At 62.9% G+C, this 20,478-nt stretch carries 20 protein-coding genes; 6 read left to right on the forward strand and 14 right to left on the reverse strand.

The window, feature by feature from the left end; all coding sequences use genetic code 11:
* Nucleotides 1–17: 17 nt before the first annotated feature.
* From argC to P0M12_RS28160, 5 genes are all read right to left on the reverse strand, one after another.
* Complete coding sequence (gene argC / locus P0M12_RS28140) at nt 18–1,088, reverse strand: N-acetyl-gamma-glutamyl-phosphate reductase (protein ID WP_042450492.1); 1,071 nt, start codon at nt 1,086–1,088, stop codon at nt 18–20.
* 38 nt (nt 1,089–1,126) lie between these two features.
* Nucleotides 1,127–1,588: a hypothetical protein gene (locus tag P0M12_RS28145; protein WP_021344370.1), complete on the reverse strand. Its 462-nt coding sequence runs from the start codon at nt 1,586–1,588 to the stop codon at nt 1,127–1,129.
* Between the two features lie 117 nt (nt 1,589–1,705).
* Nucleotides 1,706–2,641: an SDR family oxidoreductase gene (locus P0M12_RS28150; RefSeq protein ID WP_162114720.1), complete on the reverse strand. Its 936-nt coding sequence runs from the start codon at nt 2,639–2,641 to the stop codon at nt 1,706–1,708.
* The gene (locus P0M12_RS28155) at nt 2,638–3,549 is read right to left on the reverse strand and encodes a bile acid:sodium symporter family protein (protein WP_277377162.1); all 912 of its coding nucleotides are present in this window, start codon (nt 3,547–3,549) and stop codon (nt 2,638–2,640) included. Before P0M12_RS28155 ends, P0M12_RS28150 begins: the two co-directional genes overlap by 4 nt.
* A complete protein-coding gene (locus P0M12_RS28160; protein WP_276117347.1) occupies nt 3,549–4,868 on the reverse strand; it encodes an NAD(P)/FAD-dependent oxidoreductase in 1,320 nt (439 codons plus the stop codon). The genes P0M12_RS28155 and P0M12_RS28160 overlap by 1 nt, the downstream gene beginning before the upstream one ends.
* Before the next feature lie 56 nt (nt 4,869–4,924).
* Between P0M12_RS28160 and P0M12_RS28165 the strand changes: the two genes are divergently transcribed.
* Nucleotides 4,925–5,986 (forward strand): Lrp/AsnC family transcriptional regulator, encoded by a 1,062-nt coding sequence (locus P0M12_RS28165; protein WP_125051146.1) that lies wholly within the window; start codon nt 4,925–4,927, stop codon nt 5,984–5,986.
* Nucleotides 5,987–6,044: 58 nt separating this feature from the next.
* On the opposite strand, the gene pheT is transcribed toward P0M12_RS28165, so the two are convergent.
* The 6 genes from pheT to infC form a co-directional block, all read right to left on the reverse strand.
* Entirely contained in the window at nt 6,045–8,531 is a 2,487-nt protein-coding gene (gene pheT / locus P0M12_RS28170; RefSeq protein WP_277377163.1) for a phenylalanine--tRNA ligase subunit beta, read from the reverse strand.
* A gap of 60 nt (nt 8,532–8,591) precedes the next feature.
* Nucleotides 8,592–9,662, reverse strand: coding sequence for a phenylalanine--tRNA ligase subunit alpha (gene pheS, locus P0M12_RS28175; RefSeq protein ID WP_003944109.1), 1,071 nt, complete (start codon nt 9,660–9,662; stop codon nt 8,592–8,594).
* Between the two features lie 170 nt (nt 9,663–9,832).
* A complete protein-coding gene (locus tag P0M12_RS28180) occupies nt 9,833–10,663 on the reverse strand; it encodes an RNA methyltransferase (protein ID WP_007736261.1) in 831 nt (276 codons plus the stop codon).
* Between the two features lie 23 nt (nt 10,664–10,686).
* Nucleotides 10,687–11,076 (reverse strand): 50S ribosomal protein L20, encoded by a 390-nt coding sequence (gene rplT, locus P0M12_RS28185; protein ID WP_003944011.1) that lies wholly within the window; start codon nt 11,074–11,076, stop codon nt 10,687–10,689.
* A 63-nt stretch (nt 11,077–11,139) separates the two neighbouring features.
* Nucleotides 11,140–11,334, reverse strand: a complete 195-nt coding sequence (gene rpmI, locus P0M12_RS28190; RefSeq protein ID WP_003944043.1) for a 50S ribosomal protein L35 — start codon at nt 11,332–11,334, stop codon at nt 11,140–11,142.
* A 43-nt stretch (nt 11,335–11,377) separates the two neighbouring features.
* A complete protein-coding gene (infC, locus tag P0M12_RS28195) occupies nt 11,378–12,070 on the reverse strand; it encodes a translation initiation factor IF-3 (RefSeq protein WP_003944008.1) in 693 nt (230 codons plus the stop codon).
* A gap of 369 nt (nt 12,071–12,439) precedes the next feature.
* Between infC and P0M12_RS28200 the strand changes: the two genes are divergently transcribed.
* Both P0M12_RS28200 and P0M12_RS28205 read left to right on the forward strand, forming a co-directional pair.
* Nucleotides 12,440–12,808 carry a DUF1844 domain-containing protein gene (locus P0M12_RS28200; RefSeq protein ID WP_007736262.1) on the forward strand — a complete coding sequence of 123 codons (369 nt, stop codon included), beginning with the start codon at nt 12,440–12,442 and terminating at the stop codon, nt 12,806–12,808.
* A 1-nt stretch (nt 12,809) separates the two neighbouring features.
* Complete coding sequence (locus tag P0M12_RS28205) at nt 12,810–13,226, forward strand: DUF1801 domain-containing protein (RefSeq protein ID WP_003944044.1); 417 nt, start codon at nt 12,810–12,812, stop codon at nt 13,224–13,226.
* 5 nt (nt 13,227–13,231) lie between these two features.
* Here the strand turns inward: P0M12_RS28205 and P0M12_RS28210 are convergent, their stop codons facing one another.
* Nucleotides 13,232–13,942, reverse strand: coding sequence for a WYL domain-containing protein (locus P0M12_RS28210; protein WP_277377164.1), 711 nt, complete (start codon nt 13,940–13,942; stop codon nt 13,232–13,234).
* Between the two features lie 80 nt (nt 13,943–14,022).
* Between P0M12_RS28210 and P0M12_RS28215 the strand changes: the two genes are divergently transcribed.
* Nucleotides 14,023–14,730 (forward strand): alpha/beta hydrolase, encoded by a 708-nt coding sequence (locus P0M12_RS28215; protein WP_054187409.1) that lies wholly within the window; start codon nt 14,023–14,025, stop codon nt 14,728–14,730.
* Nucleotides 14,731–14,802: 72 nt separating this feature from the next.
* On the opposite strand, the gene uvrA is transcribed toward P0M12_RS28215, so the two are convergent.
* Nucleotides 14,803–17,763, reverse strand: a complete 2,961-nt coding sequence (gene uvrA / locus P0M12_RS28220; RefSeq protein ID WP_024487477.1) for an excinuclease ABC subunit UvrA — start codon at nt 17,761–17,763, stop codon at nt 14,803–14,805.
* Between the two features lie 174 nt (nt 17,764–17,937).
* On the opposite strand from uvrA, the gene P0M12_RS28225 reads away from it, so the two are divergent.
* Entirely contained in the window at nt 17,938–18,624 is a 687-nt protein-coding gene (locus P0M12_RS28225) for an MBL fold metallo-hydrolase (RefSeq protein ID WP_030536735.1), read from the forward strand.
* Between the two features lie 28 nt (nt 18,625–18,652).
* Here P0M12_RS28225 and P0M12_RS28230 read toward each other — a convergent pair whose 3' ends face one another.
* Nucleotides 18,653–19,219, reverse strand: a complete 567-nt coding sequence (locus P0M12_RS28230) for a DUF2716 domain-containing protein (RefSeq protein WP_230793111.1) — start codon at nt 19,217–19,219, stop codon at nt 18,653–18,655.
* Between the two features lie 245 nt (nt 19,220–19,464).
* On the opposite strand from P0M12_RS28230, the gene P0M12_RS28235 reads away from it, so the two are divergent.
* A complete protein-coding gene (locus tag P0M12_RS28235; protein WP_003944048.1) occupies nt 19,465–20,397 on the forward strand; it encodes a DoxX family protein in 933 nt (310 codons plus the stop codon).
* Nucleotides 20,398–20,478 lie beyond the last annotated feature (81 nt).

Raw genomic sequence — 20,478 nt, forward strand, 5'->3', positions numbered from 1 at the left:
CTGCGGATTGTCGGTGCTCACGGAGCTACTCCCACGGTAGAGAGACCTGCGGTCTCGGGTAGGCCAAGGGCGAGATTCATCGATTGCACCGCGCCACCGGCGGTGCCCTTGGTGAGATTGTCGATTGCCGAGATGACAACGAGCTGACCGGCGTCGGCGTCCACGGTGACCCCGATCTGCACGGCGTTGGATCCGATCACAGCGCCGGTCTGCGGGAAGATGCCGGCAGGCAGCACATGAATGAACGGCTCGTCGTTGTATGCCTTTTCGTAGATTTCGCGTGCCTGCTCTTCGGTGGCCGTGGTGGCTGCCGTGCAGGTCGCGAGGATGCCGCGCGGCATGGGCGCGAGCACCGGAGTGAAGGAGACACTGATGTCCTTGCCGCCTGCGGCCGAGAGATTCTGAATGATCTCAGGGGTGTGGCGATGGACACCGCCGACGCCGTACGCACGGACGGAGCCCATGACCTCGGAACCCAGCAGATCAGCCTTCGGTGCCCGGCCGGCGCCCGAAGTGCCACTGACCGCAACCACGTTCACGTGTGAGTCCACGATCCCCGCGGCAACGGCGGGGGCCAGCGCGAGGCTCGCTGCCGTCGGGTAGCAGCCCGGAACGGCGATGCGGGTTGCGCCTACCAATTTCTCACGGGCACCGGGCAATTCAGGAAGACCGTAGGGCCAGGTGCCGGCATGAGCGCTCTTGTAGTACTTCTCCCAGGCTGCGGGATCCTGCAGCCGGAAGTCCGCGCCGCAGTCGATGATGACCGTCGACTCGGGCAGCAACTTGGCGTACTGAGCCGAATTTCCGTGTGGGAGACCGAGGAAGACGACGTCGTGACCCGAGAGGATCTCGACAGTGGTCTCTTCGAGTACCCGCGAAGAGAGTGGAAGCAAGTGCGGATGATGCTCACCGAGCGTCGAACCGGCGTTGCCACCGGCGGTCAGCGAACCGATCACCAGACTGCCGTCGGCGTAGGACGGGTGCCCGAGGAGCAGACGCAGAACCTCACCACCGGCGTACCCACTGGCGCCGGCAACGGCGACTCTGATCGGCTTGCGTGCGTTCTCGGTCGTACCACCTTCAGTCATGTCACACAGTATGCATCATTGTGCATCGGAATGCATAATTACTTACCCATGGATCGTCGAATCTCCTCGAGCTTGGCCTTTGCGGCCTTCTGGCGCTCGTCCCACTGCTCGTCGACGGACTTTCCGGCAGGACTCTCGTGTGCCAATTCGGCCGAACCTATGGAAGTACCGAAGCGCCCCTCTATCTTCTCCCGAACACGGTCGAAAGTGGGGACTCCCCCTTCGGTGTAGTCGGGTTCGGGAATTCTCGGGTCGGTCGCAAGTACCACCGGGACGTCGATGATCTCGTCGACCTCCACAACGGTGTCGGGCAGTTCGACTTCTTCGGCGTCCGTGATCGTGTTGTCGTCCTCTACACGGTGCGGCTCGAGGCTCGCGGCAGCGGTGTCCACCACGGAAAGAAGGACCGACAAGCTCGGACGACGCTCGACCACTGCGCGGACGACCGCGAGGAAGTCCTTGTCGTCGAGTGCACTGGCGGCCTCGACTACCTGGTGCACGGACCCATCGTGCTCGGACCCATCATGTTCGGGCCCATCATTTCGTGACACTGTCAGTCCCTTCTCGAAAACGCCGACGGACAATTCCGATCCTTCCACGACCGTCCGTCGAAGGGGTCAGCGTGACGCGAGATACGCGGCAAATGCTTCCTCGCTCGAATATTCGGGGACGTATCCGAACTGTTCCTTGAGCCGCCGATTGTCGAGAACCGGTCGGTACTGGAGAAATCCGACGCGCTCCGGACCGTGTTCCGTTACGCCCAATCGCCGTCCGACGCGTAGAACGCCTCGCAACAACCATGCAGGAAGCGTCACCGTGCTCTTGCCCATCCGGGAAGCCAACTCGTCGACGGTCAACGAGCCGTCGCCCGCGACATTGAAGATGCCCACTTGGTTTCCGGTCACGGCCTCCGCAAAAGCGCCCGCGACATCGGTGTGCCAGACGAAGACGAAGGGGCTGTCGCTCCCGGCAACCTTGAGCAGCTTGCGGCGATCGAACAACGCGGTGATCTGATTGTCGACACTCTCACCCAAGATCGTGCCGATCCGGAAGACAACCTGTTCCAACTCCGGGTGTTCGACGCGATATTCGGCGAGCATCTCTTCGACCAGGCGTTTGTGGCGACTGTATGTGAATTCGTCGTTGCCTCGGACAGGTACGTCCTCGGTGATCCACGGTGGGCTGTCGGAGTGGTAGCCGTACGCCGCTCCGGACGAAGACACGACGATCCGTCCAACCCCGTGTTCGACGCAGGCCGCGAGCACGTTTCGTGTCCCGTCGACGTCGACGCGATACTCCTGCTCTGCTGTCGTGTTCTTGCCGGGATTCACGATGGACGCAAGGTGGATCACGACGTTCGGTCGGTACTGACCGAACACCCGCCCCAACTCTGTGGGGTCGCAGACGTCCGCCCTGACGCGGCGGATGCGATCGTCCGGCGTGTCCTTGACCGTGAGGTCGACACAGACGACGGCGATGCCCTGCGCGATCAGTGCGTCGATGACAGCGGTACCCAGGAACCCGTTCCCGCCCGTGACGAGTGCGACGGTCATGCCGGTACCGCCTTTCGGGCGCGTCGCTTGGACCAGATCGTCGCCAGAGCCAACCCGGCGATGATGTCCCAGATTCCCCACCAGCCGGCCACGATGGCCATGCCACCGAGCCCGTCGAAGAACGTGAACACCAGGCCAAGCCCCAGCCCCGCATTGCGGATGCCGACCTCGAAAGAGACGGCGCGACGGCTGTATTCGTTCAACCCGGTGACGGCGCCGCAGAAGTATCCCAGTGCGAGGGCAACCGTGTCGTGCAGGAAGACCGCGAGCAGTACCACCCCGATGTAGTCGACGAAGTACGACGCATTCCCCGACACCCCCGCGACGATGAAGATCGACAACGCCACCAACGAACCGTTTTTCACCCAAGGCTGCGCTTTCGCGGCGATCTCCGGAAACCTTCGTGCCGCCCAGATGCCGAGAACGAACGGCACACCGATGATCAGGGCGATTTGCGCGACCATCTCGAGCGCATTCAGGTTCACGGACTGCAACAGAGCGTCGGTCTCCGGGCGTCGGCTCCCCCAGAACGCAAGATTGAGCGGCATGAGGAAGATCGCGAGGACGTTCGACACCGCCGTCATGGACACCGAGAGTGCGACGTCGCCGCCCGCCCGGTGAGTCAGGACGTTCGAGATGTTCCCTGGCGGGCAGCACGCCACCAGGATCATGCCGAGTGCTACCGACGGAGCCGGCGAGAGAATCAGCGTCAGGAGAAAAGTCACTGCCGGCAACAGCAGGAACTGCGCAGCAATACCCACCGCCATCGCCTTGGGTTTGGTGAGCGCACGACGAAAGTCGTCGACCGAGGTGTCGAGGGCGATCCCCAGCATGATCGCGGCCAGCACCACGTTGAGGATCATCAACGATCCCGGGTTGAAGTTGAGCACCACGTCGTCGATCGGCATCACTGTCCTCCCTTCGTCAGAGCGGCATCAAGCAGTCCGATGTGTCGCTTGATCGCCGATCGGTAGGCGTCCTTGTTCACGTAGTAGGCCATTCGTCCCAACTTCAGGTACTTGTATCCCCCGGACAGATCGGGAGGAGGACCGGCCGCCGCCGCCGAGAATTCCCGCGCCGCGGCGGGGGCTTCGGTACGTGCGGTGATCAATTTGGCCACCAACTCGGCCTGCTCGAAACGGCCCTGCCATCCGAGACCGGATGCTTCGACCATGCCGAGAACAAAGAGATTGTCGTGGCGGCGACTCGCGACGTTGAGGAACAGGTCCGGGGCAGCGCCCGACCAGTCCAAGTCCTCGCGCGCGATGAAGGGATAGTCGAGGTGATACCCCGTGGCGCAGAGAACGAGGTCGTAGTCGGCAGACGATCCGTCGACAAACCGCACCGTTCTCCCCTCGAACCGGTCGACGTCGGCGCGCACGTGCACATCACCGTGCCCGATGTGGTGCAGGATCAACGAGTTCACGACCGGATGCGATTCGTAGATCTTGTAGTCCGGTGCCGGAAATCCGAACCGCACCGGATCACCCGTGAACTGCTTGAGTACCAAGGTGTCGACGCGTTGTTTGATCCACGGCGGCAACGGCTTTCCCTGATTCAAGGTGTCCGAGGGTCGGCCGAACAGATACTTGGGGACGAAGTAGTAGCCTCGCCGAACGCTCAGGTCGACGCACTTGGCCTGGTGGACGGCATCGACGGCGATGTCGCATCCACTGTTGCCCGCCCCGATGACCAGTACCTTCTTCCCGCGGAAGATCTCGGCGCTGCGGTACTGGCTCGTGTGCATCAACGTGCCGGTGAAGTCGCCCCGGAAAGTCGGCATGTTCGGCTTCGACAGCGTTCCGTTCGCGATGATCACGCCTCGATACCGCGCGACTGTTGTCTCACCGCTGCGACTGCGCGTGGTGACCTGCCACAGCGAATCGACCGGCGAAACGTCGGCGACGGTAGTGCCGAAGGCAAAGTGCCTGCGAAGATCGTGAGTATCGGCGTAGTCGCGGAAATAATCGGCAAGTTCGACGTGGCTCGGGTAGTCGGCCACCGAATCCGCCATCGGGAACTCCGCGAATGCGGTGGTGCCCTTCGAAGAGATGAGGTGCGCCGACTCGTAGACGGTGCTGTGCGGGTTGTCGATATCCCAGAGCCCACCGACGTCGTCGTGGCTCTCGAAGCCGTCGAACGCTATCCCGGCCCGATCGAGGTTTCGCGCGCCGGCCAATCCAGACGGGCCCGCTCCGATCAGCGCGTACTTCTCCTCTGTGATCATCCGTCGAGCGTCGCAGATAGTCCGAATCTTGCAGAAATATGCCGGATAATGACGTTATGAGCGCACCAGATACCGGCAACGGTCGCGGGATAGATGAAATCGATCTGAGGATAATCAATGCGCTCCAGCTCGCACCGCGATCGAAGTGGCTTTCGTTGGCCGGACCACTCGAACTCGACGCCGCGACTCTCGCCCGTCGTTGGAATCGACTCTCCGAATCGTCGTTGGCCTGGGTCACGGTCACTCCAGGGCCACAGGTCCTGGGCAGCATCGTCACAGCGATCATCGAAATCGATTGCTCACCTGCTCTTCTCGACACCGTCGCGGCACGGCTGACTCGCTCGGCCCACGCCGTGACCATCGAAGCATCAACGGGCAGAGCAGATCTGCTCGTCACAGCCGGTACCGCGGACCTGGCGTCGATGTCGCGCTTCATATCGGAAGACGTCGCAACGATCGACGGTGTACTGGCGACACGAACCTCGATCATCACACGCTGGTTCACCGAAGGTGGGCGATGGAGACTCAATGCGCTGGCACCGTCCGAGAAGGGTGTGCTGACCACCAGCGAAAACCGTCCTGCCGTGCGCGCTCGGCCGACCGGGATATCCGAACAGGATCGCAAGGTTCTGACGAAGCTCGCTTACGACGGGCGCACTCCCATGAAGGAGTTGGCCGACGCGATCGGTGTCAGTCCCGCTGCGTGCAAACGCCAGATCGACCGGCTCACGTCTTCGGGGTTGGTGGCGCTGCGGTGTGAATTCGCGCGGCCGCTGGCCGGCCTTCCCGTGCTCGCCACTTTGTGGTGCCGCGTCGAACCCGAGCTTCTCGATACGGCGGGACGAGTGCTGAGTCGGGCGTCGGAAGTTCGAAACTGCTTCGCTGTAGTCGGCCCCGACAACCTGGTGGTTCAGTTGTGGCTGCATTCTCCTGCAGAACTCGATGCATTCGAAACTCGTCTGCGCAAGGAGATTCCGGGTCTTTGCGTCACGGAACGATCCATCGTGCTGTATCTGCGCAAACTGCTCGGCCACGTGCTCGACCAGCAAGGGCGACGGACGGACACCGTTGCGCCAGATGTGTGGCTTTCCGATTCACCTCAGTCGAAAAGCCGATAACACGACAGAGCCCACGACCACCTGGGATGGACGTGGGCTCTGTGATCAGTTGAGGAAATCAGCCGCGCATCTGCGCACCGACGGCCTTGGAAGCCGCCTCCACTGCCGCATCACGCGCGGCACTGGCCTCGTCCTCGGTCAGAGTCCGGTCGACACCACGGAATCGCAACGCGAACGCGAGCGACTTGCGGCCTTCACCGACCTGCTCGCCCTCGAAGACGTCGAAGAGGCGAATGTCTTCGAGAAGTTCGCCGCCGCCGGAACGCAGAGCTTCCTGGACCTTCGCCGCAGGAATATCGCGATCGACAACAACCGCCACGTCCTGGAGCACTGCGGGGAAGGGCGAAATGCGCGGCGCCGGCAGGTTCTCGACCAACGGCAAAGCGTCGAGGTCGATCTCCAGTGCACAAGTGCGCGCGGGCAGTCCCGCACGCTCGAGAACAGCCGGATGCAGTTCGCCCGCATGACCGACTACGTTGCCGTCAACGACAACCTCGGCGCAACGGCCGGGATGCCACGGCAGGTACTGCGCCGCACGCAGTTCCACCTCGACGTCTGCTGCAGCTGCAATGACCCGCACTGCTGCAAAAGTGTCCGAAGCCTCGGCCTGACGGCCAGGGCCCCAGGGGCCGCTCGGCTCACGCAAACCACTCAACACTGCAGCGATGTGCACGGGCTGAGCCGGCAACGACGCGATCAGGTTCGCGATCTGCTCGTCCGTCGGACGACGATCCACCGGCAATGCATCCACCGGCTTGGTGTCGGGGCCCGGCAGGACGACCTGTGCGATGCCGTACAGCGACAGATCACGCTGACCGCGAGAAGCGTTGCGAGCCAGGATCTCCAGCAGACCCGGGAGCAGCGTGGTCGCCAACTCCGGACGATCGGCTTCGAGCGGATTGAGGACCTTGCTGGTGTTGCGGCGCGGATCATCCGCGTCGAGGCCCCAGACGTCGAAGACGTTCGTCGGCAGGAAGACCGGAGGAAGGACCTCGACGTAACCGGCGTGAGCCACGGCCTTCGAGACCGTGCGCTTTCGCCGCTGCGACGGAGTCAACCCACGTCCGGCCGGAGCGGCGGGAAGCACAGACGGGATCTGCTCGAGACCTTCGAGGCGAAGAACTTCCTCGACGAGGTCCGCAGGCTGCACCAGGTCCGGACGCCACGACGGCGGCGTCGCGACCAACTGGCCGTGTCCTTCTTCGCTGACGCCGACCTCGACGTTGCAGCCAACCTGGGTGAGGCGGCGAGCTGCGGTGCCGTTGGGGTACGTGACTCCGGCGACACGGTCGGGCAGGTCGATATCCATGCGAATGGCAGCGCGAGGGGCAACATCGCCCACGTCGGTCAGGACCGGTTCGATCCGTCCGCCGGCAATCTCGACCAGCAGAGCGGCTGCGCGGTCGACGGCCGCGAGCGGAATTGCCGGATCGACGACGCGCTCGAAACGCTTGCTCGCCTCACTCGGCAGCTTGTGCCGGCGCGCCGTCTTGAAGACTGCGAGCGGATCCCAAGTAGCTCCTTCGAGGAGGATGTCCGTCGTTGCCGTTCCCACCTCGGTGGTTGCGCCGCCCATGACGGCAGCCAGCGAGATGACTCCGGAATCGTCGGCGATGACAACGTCTTCGGGATCGAGCGTGCGTTCGACGTCGTCGAGCGTCGTCAGCTTCTCCCCCGCCTTGGCGCGACGGACCACCAGGTCGCCCTGCACCGAGGTCGCATCGAACGCGTGCAGAGGCTGACCGAGTTCGAGCATCACGTAGTTGGTGACGTCGACGGCCGGCGAGATCGGGCGAACACCCGAGAGCAGAAGTCGACGCTGCAGCCACCACGGGCTCACTGCCTGCGGATCGATACCCGTGATCTTCCGCATCACGAAACGCGAAGCCTTGGACTCCGGTTCGAGGCGCACCGGCCAGGCTTCACCCTCAGCCGGGTGCGCGGGAACCGAAGCGGGATCGGCATATTCGAGATCGAAGCCGCACGCGAGCTCTCGTGTGAGACCGCGGACCGAGAAGCAGTAGCCACGGTCCGGGGTGATGTTCAGTTCGATGATCGTGTCACCGAGACCGAGCAACTCGTTGCCATCTGCGCCGGGTTCGGCGGTACCAGGCTCGAGCACCAAGATGCCCGAATGGTCTTTGCCGATACCGAGTTCCGAGACGGAGCAGATCATGCCGTCGGACACCTGGCCGTACGTCTTGCGAGTGGCGATTTCGAATCCGCCGGGCAGCACCGCGCCGGGCAACGCAACGACGACGAGGTCACCCTCGTTGAAATTGCGCGCGCCACAGACGATGCCACGGGGCTCGGGTTCGCCGACCTCGACCTGGCAGAAGCGGATCGGCTTCTTGAACTCGGTCAGTTCGGTGATGGAGACGACCTTGCCGACGACCAACGGGCCGTCGATCGCCTCGAGTGTGTCGAGTTCCTCGACTTCGAGTCCCACCCGGACGAACCCGGCGTCCAGCTCTTCCGGGGTCACCTCCCAGTTGGGAGTTGCCCGCTGCAGGATCTCGGTCAGCCAGGATTGCGCTACTCGCACGTCTGCTCAGCTCTCTCGTTTGTCGATAAGTCTTTGTGAAGGTTCCGCGGACCGGATCGGTCAGCCTGCGACACCGAAGGGCAGCGTGAAACGCACGTCACCTTCGACGATGTCGCGCATGTCCGGGATACCGTTGCGGAACTGCAGGGTCCGCTCGAGGCCCATGCCGAATGCGAAACCCGAGTACTCGTCGGGATCGATACCGCTGGCGCGCAGAACGTTCGGGTTGACCATGCCGCAGCCGCCCCACTCGACCCAGCCTGCGCCGCCCTTCTTGTTCGCGAACCAGACGTCGACCTCGGCCGACGGTTCCGTGAACGGGAAGTAATTGGGGCGCATACGGGTACGCGTCTCGGGGCCGAAAAGGGCACGAGCGAACGCGTCGAGAGTCCCGCGCAGGTTGGCCATGGTCAGGCCCTTGTCGACGGCCAGGCCCTCGACCTGCGAGAAGACAGGCGTGTGCGTCGCATCGAGTTCGTCGGTGCGGAACGTGCGGCCCGGGCACACCACGTAGATCGGTACCTCACGCGAGAGCATCGTGCGGACCTGCACCGGCGAGGTGTGGGTACGCAGCACCTGGCGAGAGTTCTCGGGTGCCAGGTGGAAGGTGTCCTGCATCGTGCGGGCAGGGTGATCCGGCAAGAAGTTGAGCGCGTCGAAGTTGAAGTGCTCGGTCTCCACCTCCGGACCCTCGGCAACTTCCCAACCCATCGCGACGAATACGTCGGCGACCTGCTCGGAAATCAGGCTGATCGGGTGACGCGCCCCGACGGGGTGGCGATCGGAGGGCAGAGTGACGTCGATTGCCTCGGCAACCAACACCGCGGCGTCACGCTCGGCGAGGAGGACCTCACGACGAGCGTCGTACGCGTTGTTGATCCGAGTGCGGAAGATGTTGACGCGCTTACCGGCGTCCGCCTTTTCCTTGCCCGGAAGGCTGCCGAGACCCCGGCGCGCGAGGGCGATCGGGGACTTGTCCCCCAGGTGCTCCACCTTGACGTGCGCCAGCGCATCCAGGTCAGCGGCGTCCGCCAGCGCCTTCTCGGCGTTCTCAGCCGCAGCGGTCAACGCCTCTTCGGTGAGTACACTCGCGTCGACCTCCGGCGGTGTCGCGCCCTCATTTTTGGCCACGGCTGTGACGCTCCTGTCGCTTCTCGGTTTACTTCTCGTACTGCGTGCTTCTTGTACTGCTTACTTCTTGTACTGCGAGCGAGCATTCGAACTCGCTCGAGCATTGTCTCTGCTCTTGTATTGTCTCAGGCTTCCGCAAATGGGATTCCGTGAGGTCTTCGCGTGCGTTTTCAGCCGTGATCGGTGGCGCGATTTTGCACCCGCGCGCTTGCGTACAGGCAAATTGCCGCCGCTGTCGCGAGGTTCAAGCTCTCGGCGCGGCCATGGATCGGAATCCTGACCCGATGATCAGCCTGCGCGGCGATCGCCGGATCGAGACCGTGCGCTTCGTTACCGAACAGCCAGGCCGTCGGCTTGCTCAGCAACTCGTCGGCCTCGTCGAGATCGACCTCGCCGTCAGCTGCAGTCGCGAGAATCTGAATGCCGGCTGCGCGAATCTGCTCGATCACCGACACTGTGTCTCGATCGCGGACGACTGGCAGGTGAAACAGGCTGCCCGCCGACGAACGAACGACCTTGCCGTTATGCGGATCGACGCTGTCGCCGGCGAGGATTGCCGCGTCGGCACCCACTGCGTCTGCGATGCGAATGACGGTGCCCGCGTTACCTGGTTCGTTGACCTCGACCGGCACTGCGAGCAGGCGGGTCTCCTGATGGACGGCTGCGCTCAGCGGTACATCCAGTAGATCGCTGACGGCAACGAGTCCGGGCGGCGTGACGGTATCGCTGAGAGCTTTGATGGCTCGATCGGTCACAAGAGCAACACGAACTCCAGCGGTCAGCGCCCGATCGATGACGTGCTGATAGCGCTCGGCTGCGTCCTCGGTGTAGAAGAGGTCGTGCACCGGGCGGGCCTCGCCATTCGAGAGTGCACCGTTCAACAGTTCGGTGACCGAGTTCTCGCCCTCGACGAGGAAACGTCCTGCTTTGCGTCGTTCTGCTGTGCGCAGGAGCTTGACAGCAGAAACGACCCGCGGAGTCCGCTCGGTGAGCGGGTCCACGGGCCGTTGCTGTGATGCGTGAATCAGGCTGCTTCTCCGGCAGGAGCGTTCACGTCAGCCGGCAGAGCGGCCTTCGCGAGTGCGACCAGGCCGGCAAAGGCCTCGGCATCGGAGACAGCGAGCTCGGCCAGGATCTTGCGGTCGACGTCGACCTCTGCCAGACGCAGGCCCTGGATGAGGCGGTTGTACGTGATGTCGTTTGCACGAGCTGCAGCGTTGATACGCGTGATCCACAGCTTGCGGAACTCGCCCTTGCGCGCACGACGGTCGCGGTACGCGTAGGTGAGCGAGTGGAGCTGCTGCTCCTTGGCCTTGGTGTACAGACGCGAACGCTGTCCACGGTAGCCGCTGGATGCAGCAAGAATTGAACGACGCTTCTTCTGGGCGTTGACCGCCCTCTTTACGCGTGCCACTTGAAAAATCCTGTCAATCTAGGGGCTGAAAGTACGGCCCCGGGTGGTCAGTAAGGGGGCGACTCAGATGCCGAGCATGCGCTTGATGCGCGGAGCGTCGTCAGGGCTGACAACAGCGACACCGTCGAGACGACGGGTAACCCTGCTGGACTTGTGCTCGAGAAGGTGGCGACGGCCGGCCTTCTGGCGCATGAGCTTTCCGCTGCCGGACACCTTGAATCGCTTCGAGGCGCCGCTGTGGCTCTTCATCTTGGGCATGGAGTCCTCAGTTCTTGTTACGTGGTGGATCTTGGGAAATCGACTAGCTGGCCGGAGCCTCGGGAGCGGCATCGCCGGTCGCCGGTGCTTCCGGAGCTGCTTCACTGGAAGCCGGTGCGGCCGGAGCCGGACGCGGAGCAGCCTGAGCCACTGGCGCCTGAGCGCTCTCCTGCGCCTTGACACGAGTCTTGGCGCCCTTGTGCGGTGCCAGGACCATCGTCATGTTTCGGCCGTCCTGCTTTGCCGAGGTTTCGACGAATCCGAGATCTGCGACGTCTGCTCCCAGACGCTGCAGAAGGCGGTAGCCGAGTTCGGGGCGTGACTGCTCACGTCCGCGGAACATGATCGTGACCTTGACCTTGGAACCGGCTTCGAGGAAGCGAACGACGTTGCGCTTCTTGGTCTCGTAGTCGTGGTCGTCGATCTTGGGTCGGAGCTTCTGCTCCTTGATGACCGTCAGCTGCTGGTTCTTACGTGACTCACGTGCCTTCTGTGCAGCCTCGTACTTGAACTTGCCGTAGTCCATGATCTTGCAGACCGGTGGACGGGCGTCAGGAGCTACCTCGACCAGGTCGAGGTCGGCCTCAAGGGCCAAGCGGAGTGCATCTTCAACACGCACGATGCCTACCTGTTCGCCGCCAGGTCCGACCAAACGAACCTCGGGAACGCGGATACGATCGTTGATGCGGGTCTCAGTGCTGATGGGGCCTCCTAGGTTGAACGGTGCGGTCTTCATGACCGCACGCAGCCCGTACCGCCCGCACCCCAACAAAAAAGCCCCGCTGTGATGATTGCTCATCCGCGGGGCCCGATGTCGACCGATCACATAAGATCCAGCTCACGCCGAAACCTATCTCCTCGACTGAGCGAGGAACCTGACGAAGAATGATCTCCGATAACAGGTGACCGGAACCACTGAACTGCAGTTTCACCTGCCGCGCAGAGGTGGGAGTCGGACTCCACTTGCTGCCCCCGAACAAGTCGGAGGCGGTCGTTGCAACAAGAGTAACAGGTCGCCACAGATGAAAGAAATCGGTGCCGCTCCCAGTACTGCCGGGAGAGGCCCGATTCAACACCGTCACGGCCTGATGGAATCCTTACATCCATGAGTGAGAACTTCGAGGCAGAACAGAACACCGACGGCGCGAACCCCGACGTCCGCGAACTCTCCGAAGTTCCCGCGGTCGAGGTCATCAGCCGTGCTGCAGTGATGCTGATGAGTTCGGCTGCCGAAAAACTCGGCCTCTCCGACGCCGATCCGTCTTCCAGCCCCTACCTGGACCTCGACGAAGCGCGTCGAGTCATCACGGCACTTGCCGGACTCGTGACTGCGTCGGTCGAATACCTCGGCCCTCATGCCGGACCCATCCGTGAAGGCCTCCAAGCCCTGCAGCGCGCATTCCGTGAGGCCTCCTCGCACCCGGACGAGCCAGGAAAGGGACCGGGCGAGAAGTTCACCGGTCCGGTCTACTGAATTGGCAACCGCCAACAAGACTCAACCGACGCCCGAGGACGTCGACGCATTCATTTCACGCGTCGACGACCGCAAACGCGCCGACGCCGTGGAGCTGATCTCCCTGCTGTCGGCCGCAACCGGCGAGCCTGCTGTCATGTGGGGCTCGAGCATCATCGGATTCGGGGCACGGCACTACCGATATGCGAGTGGCCACGAAGGTGACACCCCACTGATCGGATTCTCCCCCAGGGCCACCGCGCTCACGTTGTACTTGTCGCTGAACTTCGACGACTACACCGACACGCTCGCTCGCCTCGGCAAGCACAAAATCGGCAAGGGCTGCCTGTACGTCAAACGGCTGAGCGACGTCGATATGACGGCCCTGACCGAACTGATCACGGATTCCGTTGCCGCAGCCCGCAACATGATCGACTGAGTCACTCACCTACGGGGAGAAACAGGCCGAGCGTCTTCGGGCGGTTGCCCGAAGACGGTCGAATCGCGTGGTGTGAAGTGATCGTTCGTCAGCGTGGCCCGACGCATTCGATCGAGTCGAAACCACCGCACGGCGTCGCGCTCGCGACACCAGCCGATGAGAAACCACTGACCACGGTCCTGCGCCAGAATGTGCGGCTCAACTGCCCGCACCGTCTCCGCACCGTCCCCATCCACGTAGTGCAACGACACGACGCGACTCTTCTCGAGACCCTGCTCGACGGCCTGCCGGTTCGCGCGCGAATCCGTCAGAGCCCCGCCGTCACCGCGAATCCACACGCGGCCACCGAGCTCCGCGACCTTGCGACGACTCTCCTCGTCCATCACATCGAGCAGTTTCGCCAGCGCTGCTCGCCCATCCGGCGCAAACGGAGCATCACCCATCGCCGTCAAGGCCAACGCGATCGAAACTGCTTGCGGAACAGTGAAATTCACCGGCGGTAGCGTAGCGCGACCTACGAGTCGGTAACCACCCCCGGGGCCTGAGCGCGCTTCGATCGCCGCACCCGACATCATCAGCGTCTCGATATCCCTCTTGATCGTCCGGGTGGTGACACCGAATTCCTCGGACAATCGGGAGCACGTAGTCCCTCGATCGCCCTGTCGCCGAAGTTCCTCGACGAGAGCATGCAATCTCGCAGCTCGATTCACGTTCACCAGTGTCTCAGATTCCGATACCAAACGGTGACATAATTGGTGACACTCTGTTGTCACCAACCCGGGTGCACTGTGAGTCCATGAAAACTCACATCGTTCTTGTTCCCGGATTCTGGCTCGGTTCATGGGCTTGGGATGCAGTACTCCCACACCTCGAACGTTCCGACACCCGCGTGACCAGCCTGACACTGCCCGGGCTCGACGCAGTAGACACAGATCGATCAGCGGTCACCTTCGACGCTCACGTCCGTGCAGTCGTCGACGCCGTATCGGACTCCGACGAGCGCACGGTCTTGGTCGTACACAGCGGCGCCGGCCCGGTGGGGTACGCCGTCACCGATCGCATCCCGGATCGCGTCGCTCGGATCGTCTACGTCGACTCGGGCCCCATGCCCGACGGCGCAGCGCTGCGACCGGATCTGGCCGCTGACGTCGTCGAGATACCGCTGCCGACGTGGGCAGAACTTGAAGCAGACGGCAGCAGCCTCGAAGGACTCGACGAGAAGGCTCTCGAGGCGTTTCGCGCCAACGCCGTCCCCGAACCGGCCGGGCCGGCGCGTGAGCCGATTGTCCTGACGAACGAAAAGCGCTACCAGGTGCCGTCAACCGTCGTTTGCAGCACGTTCCCGTCCGCGGTGATTGCCCAGATGGCCGACGGAGGTCATCCGATGGCCGCCGAACTGGCGAAACTTCCCGTGACGTACGTCGACCTCCCGACCGGCCATTGGCCGATGTGGTCGCGCCCCGAAGACGTCGCCCAGGTGATCCTCGAGGCCGCCGCTTCCTGATCGACAAAGCAGTGATGCCGGATCGGATTCCGACCCGGCATCACTGACCGATTTCTACTTGCTCACGTTCTACTAGCTCACGGAAGCGGCTTTCTTCCGTGGCGCGGCCTTCTTTGCGGCAACTGCCTTCGTCGCACGCTTCTTGGTGATCGGCTTGGCCTTGACCGGCGCGTGCTGTGCGGTGAGAACCTCACTGAGGAACTTGCCCGTGTAGCTCTCGGGGACCGCGGCAACGTCTTCCGGCGTACCTTGCGCCACAACGGTTCCGCCGCCGGATCCACCCTCGGGTCCCATGTCGACGACCCAGTCCGACGTCTTGATCACGTCGAGGTTGTGCTCGATCACGATCACGCTGTTGCCCTTGTCGACCAGACCGTTGATCACGATCAGGAGCTTTCGGATGTCCTCGAAATGCAGACCCGTGGTGGGCTCGTCGAGGATGTACACCGTGCGACCGGTGGACCGCTTCTGCAATTCGGCGGCGAGCTTGACGCGCTGCGCTTCACCACCGGACAGAGTCGGAGCCGGCTGACCCAGTCGGACATAGCCCAGGCCGACGTCGACCAGCGTCTTGAGGTACCGGTGAATTGAGGTGACCGGCTGGAAGAACTCGGCTGCTTCCTCGATAGGCATGTCGAGTACCTCGGCGATCGACTTGCCCTTGTAGTGGACCTCGAGCGTTTCGCGGTTGTACCGAGCGCCGTGGCATACCTCGCAGGGCACGTACACGTCCGGCAGGAAGTTCATCTCGATCTTCAAGGTTCCGTCGCCGGAGCACGCCTCGCAGCGTCCACCCTTGACATTGAACGAGAATCGGCCGGGCTGGTAACCGCGGACTTTCGCTTCCGTCGTGGCCGCGAACAGGGTTCGAATCTTGTCGAACACACCGGTGTACGTCGCCGCATTCGATCGCGGAGTCCGGCCGATCGGAGACTGATCGACCTGCACGAGCTTGTCCAGCTGATCGAGTCCGTTGATTCGTGTGTGACGGCCAGGCACCTGGCGTGCACCGTTGAGCTTGTTCGCCATGACGGTCGCGAGAATGTCGTTGACCAACGTCGACTTGCCCGAACCGGAGACACCGGTGACAGCGGTGAGAACACCCAGCGGGAAACTCACGTCGATGCCGTCGAGATTGTGCTCGCGAGCTCCGACGACCGTGACCTGGCGTTTGCGATCCACCGGCCGACGAATGGCCGGAACCTCGATGAAGCTGCGACCCGACAGGTAGGCGCCGGTCAGAGATTCTTCACACGTCAGCAGTTCTTCGTACGGTCCGCTGTGGACGACCTTGCCGCCGTGCTCGCCGGCGTACGGTCCGATGTCGACTACCCAGTCGGACGTGCGGATAGTGTCTTCGTCGTGCTCGACGACGATCAGCGTGTTGCCGAGGTCGCGCAAGCGCGTCAGGGTTTCGATCAGTCGTCGATTGTCACGCTGATGCAGGCCGATGGACGGCTCGTCGAGTACATACAGCACGCCGACGAGTCCGGAACCGATCTGCGTTGCCAAGCGGATTCGCTGGGCCTCGCCACCGGACAACGTGCCAGCGGCACGCGAGAGGGAAAGGTATTCCAAGCCGACGTCGAGCAGGAACCCGAGTCGTGCCTGAACTTCCTTGAGGACCTGACCCGCAATCGCCTCTTCGCGCGAACCGAGAGTGAGGCTGTTCAAGAAGTCCGCGCAATCGGAGATCGACAGTTCACAGACCTCGGCGATGGACTTACTGCCGAAGTCTCCAGCCGCGATAGTTACCGACAGGATTTCCGGGCGCAGGCGAGCACCACCACACGCCGGGCACGGCGTGTCGCGCATGTACCCGTCGTACCGTTCCTTCATCTGATCCGATTCGGTCTGCTCGAGCCGGCGATGCAGGAACGGCATCACACCTTCGAACTCCGCGTAGTAAGAACGGGTACGGCCGTACCGATTCTTGTACCGGACGTGAACCTGCTCCTCGCTGCCTTCGAGGATTGCTTTGCGGGCCTTCGCCGGCAACTTGTTCCACGGCGTCTTCATGTCGAAACCGAGGATGTCGCCGAGGCCGGAGAGCAACCGTCCGAAGTACTCCGAACTCTGGCCCATCGACCACGGCGCGATCGCTCCGTCTTCGAGGCTCAGGTCGGGATCGGGAACCACCAGATCCGGGTCGACCTCCTTGCGGATACCGAGGCCAGTGCATTCCGGGCAGGCGCCGTAGGGCGAGTTGAAGGAGAACGAGCGCGGTTCGAGATCGTCGATCGCGAGTGCGTGGCCATTCGGGCAGGCCAGCTTCTCGGAGAAACGACGCTCACGATCAGGTGCATTTTCTTCACGGTCGACGAAGTCGAGGACCACGATGCCTTCAGCCAAGCGAAGTGCGGTCTCGACCGAGTCGGTCAGGCGCTGCTTCGAACTCGCCTTGACCTGCAATCGGTCGACCACTACTTCGATGTCGTGCTTTTCCTGCTTCTTGAGCTTCGGCGGATCCGCCAGCGAATGGACGACACCGTCGACGCGCACTCGCGAGTAGCCCTGGGTATTGAGCTGATCGAAAAGGTCGACGAACTCGCCCTTACGAGTACGGACTACCGGTGCGAGGACCTGGAACTTGATGCCCTCTTCCATCTCGAGCACCTGGTCAACGATCTGCTGGGGCGTCTGACGTGCGATCTTCTCACCACACACCGGGCAGTGCGCCGAACCTGCGCGGGCATAGAGAAGTCGGAGGTAGTCGTAGACCTCGGTAATGGTGCCCACCGTCGAACGGGGGTTGCGGTTGGTCGACTTCTGGTCGATCGACACCGCAGGAGACAATCCCTCGATGAAGTCCACATCCGGCTTGTCCATCTGACCGAGGAACTGACGCGCGTATGCCGAGAGCGACTCGACGTAGCGGCGCTGACCTTCGGCGAAGATCGTGTCGAACGCGAGGCTGGACTTGCCGGAGCCGGACAACCCGGTGAAGACGATCAGGCTGTCTCGCGGGAGGTCGAGATCGACTCCTCGCAGATTGTGCTCACGCGCACCCCGCACGATCAGGCGATCCGCCACACCAATTCCCTTCATTGTCAATCGTCCGGGGCCGTCCCCCCGGAGAAGTCTCGAGTGGCCTCGCAAACGCGAGTCCTCGAGCGATCGTCATCGTAGGCCGAGCCACCGACACGTTTTTCTCACCAGGCGAGCCCATCGCTCTACCTGCCCCTATTCGAAGGTAGCCTGCGTTTCATGACGAATCAGCCCATCGTGATCGACGACTCCTACACCGGTCAGGTCTCCCCCGATTCTGCCCCTCAGCGGCGCACAGTCGAAGGCGCCGTCATCACGAAGATGTCGGTCGGCCCCATGGACAACAACACTTACCTCGTCGTCTGTTCCACGACCGGGAAATCTCTCCTGATCGATGCGGCCAACGAAGCCGAGAAGATCATCGCGCTCATCGAACAGGAAGCACCTGTTTTCGATTCCATCGTCACCACCCACCAGCACGGCGATCACTGGTTGGCCCTCGAAGACGTTCACGCCGCAACCAAGGTGCCGACCGCCGCGCACCCCCTCGACGCAGAGGTCCTTCCCGTCACCCCGGACGTGCTCCTCGAAGACGGCGACAAGGTGACCGTTGGCAACTTGAGCCTCGACGTCATTCACCTGTCCGGCCACACGCCCGGCTCCATCGCGCTGGCTCTCACCGAACCGAGCGGACAGGTTCACCTCTTCACCGGCGACTCACTCTTCCCCGGCGGAGTAGGCAAGACCGCCGACCCCGAGAAGTTCACTTCTCTGCTCGACGACGTGGAAAACAAGCTGTTCGGAAGGTACGACGACGCGACCGTCGTCTACCCCGGGCATGGCAAGGACACGACGCTCGGCGCCGAGCGCCCGCACCTGGCGGAGTGGCGCGAACGCGGTTGGTGACGTTTCACCTGTTCCGTACTGGACCCCGCTAACCGACTTGGCTGTCGACCTGTTCACCGTTGACTCGAAGTCGCGGAAGCCAGGTCGACAGAGTCCGGCCCAGTCCTTCGACCATCCGTTCCCCGAACACACACAGCGTGCGTTCCCACGGATGGCCGAAGGTCCCTTCCGTGAAGTCGTCCCGACTGAATATGTAGTAGTCACCGTTCGGATAGACCGGGACACGCCACTCCGCAAGCTCCTTCGCAGCAGCGTGTGCCTCCGCGTCGAAGGTGTAGCCCGGATGCTGCCAATCCAGAACGACGAAGTTGGGATCGTCGTTCCAATCGGTGACAAAACAGCGCAACGCTTCGGCGTTGATCGCATCCACGCGAGCGGCCCACGCCCCTGGAGTCGCAGCTGGCGCCGCACCCAAATCGAAGACCACGGACGGGATGGGCTCGGCGATGGCGGGCCAAGATCGTGCGTCGATGCCGGGCGTGAACCCAAAGCGGTCACGAAAGATCGCCCAGTTTCTCTCGTTCTCCTCGTCCGACAGCTGTCCCCAGCCGGTGGGAAGGGTCGAGCCGAAGTTCTGAGTCATCTTGGTGGTCACAACACCATCGTGCTCGAACGGTGCGCATACTGTGACACCTTCGAACACGCCGTATGCGGATACGCGGTAACGGATACTTCAGAACGGTGTGTCCGGATCAGTGGAGAAGTCATCGTCGCAGTACAGCGCGCTTCGGCGACCAGGAATCCGGCGACCGGGTCAGGCGTGCCGGGATCGCCGAACCGGACCAATTCCTTGTGAGATCGCTAGGGTGGAAAACGAACCTACATCGGGAGGCTTGAAACATGCTGGTACGTCGAATTGCTCGTCCACTGCTTTCCACGATCTTCATCGCCGGGGGAATCGATGCTTTGCGCAACCCTGCTCAGCGAGCAGCCAAAGCGTCACCGCTGATCGACAAATCCGTCGAGACGCTGCCAGGAGCAGTGACGCAGAAGGTGCCTGCTGATCCGGAAACACTCGTCAAGATCAACGCCGCCGTCCAGATCGGCGGCGGTGCCCTGCTGGCCACCGGCAAGGCGCCGCGGCTCGCGTCGTTGGTGCTCGCGGGGAGCCTGGTACCGACCACGCTTGCCGGTCACGACTTCTGGAACGAAACCGATCCGTCACTGCGAGCGATGCAGCGCACAAACTTCATCAAGAACGTCAGCTTGCTCGGCGGACTGATGATCGCCTCCGTCGACACCGAGGGCAAGCCGTCGCTCGGCTGGCGCGGCCGTCGCGCCGCGAAGAAAGCCCAGGCGTCTATCGCCGCAGCACTTCCATTGGTCGCATCGCAGACCGATCACACGAGCGATCGCGTCGAGCATGCTCTGTCGGTGGCGTCCGAACGCGGTTCCGAGCTTGCCGAAACCGCGAAGGCACACGGCACGGATTGGCTCGAACTTGCGAAGGAGCGCAGCTCCGAGTTCGCGGAGATCGCGAGCAAGCGAGCCGCGGAATTCGGAGAGGTCGCCAAGGAACGCGGCCCGGACATCCTCGAAGTCGCGCAGAAGCGCGGCTCCGAACTGGCCGAGACCGCACGCGAGCGCAGCGCCGAACTGGCAGAGCTGGCGAGCAAGCGCAGCTCGGAGTTCGCCGAACTCGCCCTCGAGAAGAGCAACGAGTGGGCCGAAACGGCGTCGGAGCAGACCGAGGTGCTGGGTAAGCGTGCTCGCAAGCGCGCAGAGAAGGCGCTCGAAAAGGCTCGCGCCAAGAAGGACGAATTGACGCACTGAGTGCACCGAAAGACACGGTCAGGCCACCTTCGGGTGGCCTGACCTGTATCTATGCGGCAGTTCATCTGGGGGAACTAGACT

The sequence above is a fragment of the Rhodococcus sp. RCBS9 genome (assembly GCF_029457415.1).
GTDB classification, from domain to species: domain Bacteria; phylum Actinomycetota; class Actinomycetes; order Mycobacteriales; family Mycobacteriaceae; genus Rhodococcus_F; species Rhodococcus_F qingshengii.

Coding starts and splice junctions, on each gene's coding strand:
- argC (WP_042450492.1), bottom strand. CDS start 1,088: ATGACTGAAGGTGGTACGACCGAGAACGCACGCAAGCCGATCAGAGTC.
- P0M12_RS28150 (WP_162114720.1), bottom strand. CDS start 2,641: ATGACCGTCGCACTCGTCACGGGCGGGAACGGGTTCCTGGGTACCGCT.
- P0M12_RS28155 (WP_277377162.1), bottom strand. CDS start 3,549: ATGCCGATCGACGACGTGGTGCTCAACTTCAACCCGGGATCGTTGATG.
- P0M12_RS28160 (WP_276117347.1), bottom strand. CDS start 4,868: ATGATCACAGAGGAGAAGTACGCGCTGATCGGAGCGGGCCCGTCTGGA.
- P0M12_RS28165 (WP_125051146.1), top strand. CDS start 4,925: ATGAGCGCACCAGATACCGGCAACGGTCGCGGGATAGATGAAATCGAT.
- rpmI (WP_003944043.1), bottom strand. CDS start 11,334: ATGCCCAAGATGAAGAGCCACAGCGGCGCCTCGAAGCGATTCAAGGTG.
- infC (WP_003944008.1), bottom strand. CDS start 12,070: ATGAAGACCGCACCGTTCAACCTAGGAGGCCCCATCAGCACTGAGACC.
- P0M12_RS28200 (WP_007736262.1), top strand. CDS start 12,440: ATGAGTGAGAACTTCGAGGCAGAACAGAACACCGACGGCGCGAACCCC.
- P0M12_RS28215 (WP_054187409.1), top strand. CDS start 14,023: ATGAAAACTCACATCGTTCTTGTTCCCGGATTCTGGCTCGGTTCATGG.
- P0M12_RS28225 (WP_030536735.1), top strand. CDS start 17,938: ATGACGAATCAGCCCATCGTGATCGACGACTCCTACACCGGTCAGGTC.
- P0M12_RS28235 (WP_003944048.1), top strand. CDS start 19,465: ATGCTGGTACGTCGAATTGCTCGTCCACTGCTTTCCACGATCTTCATC.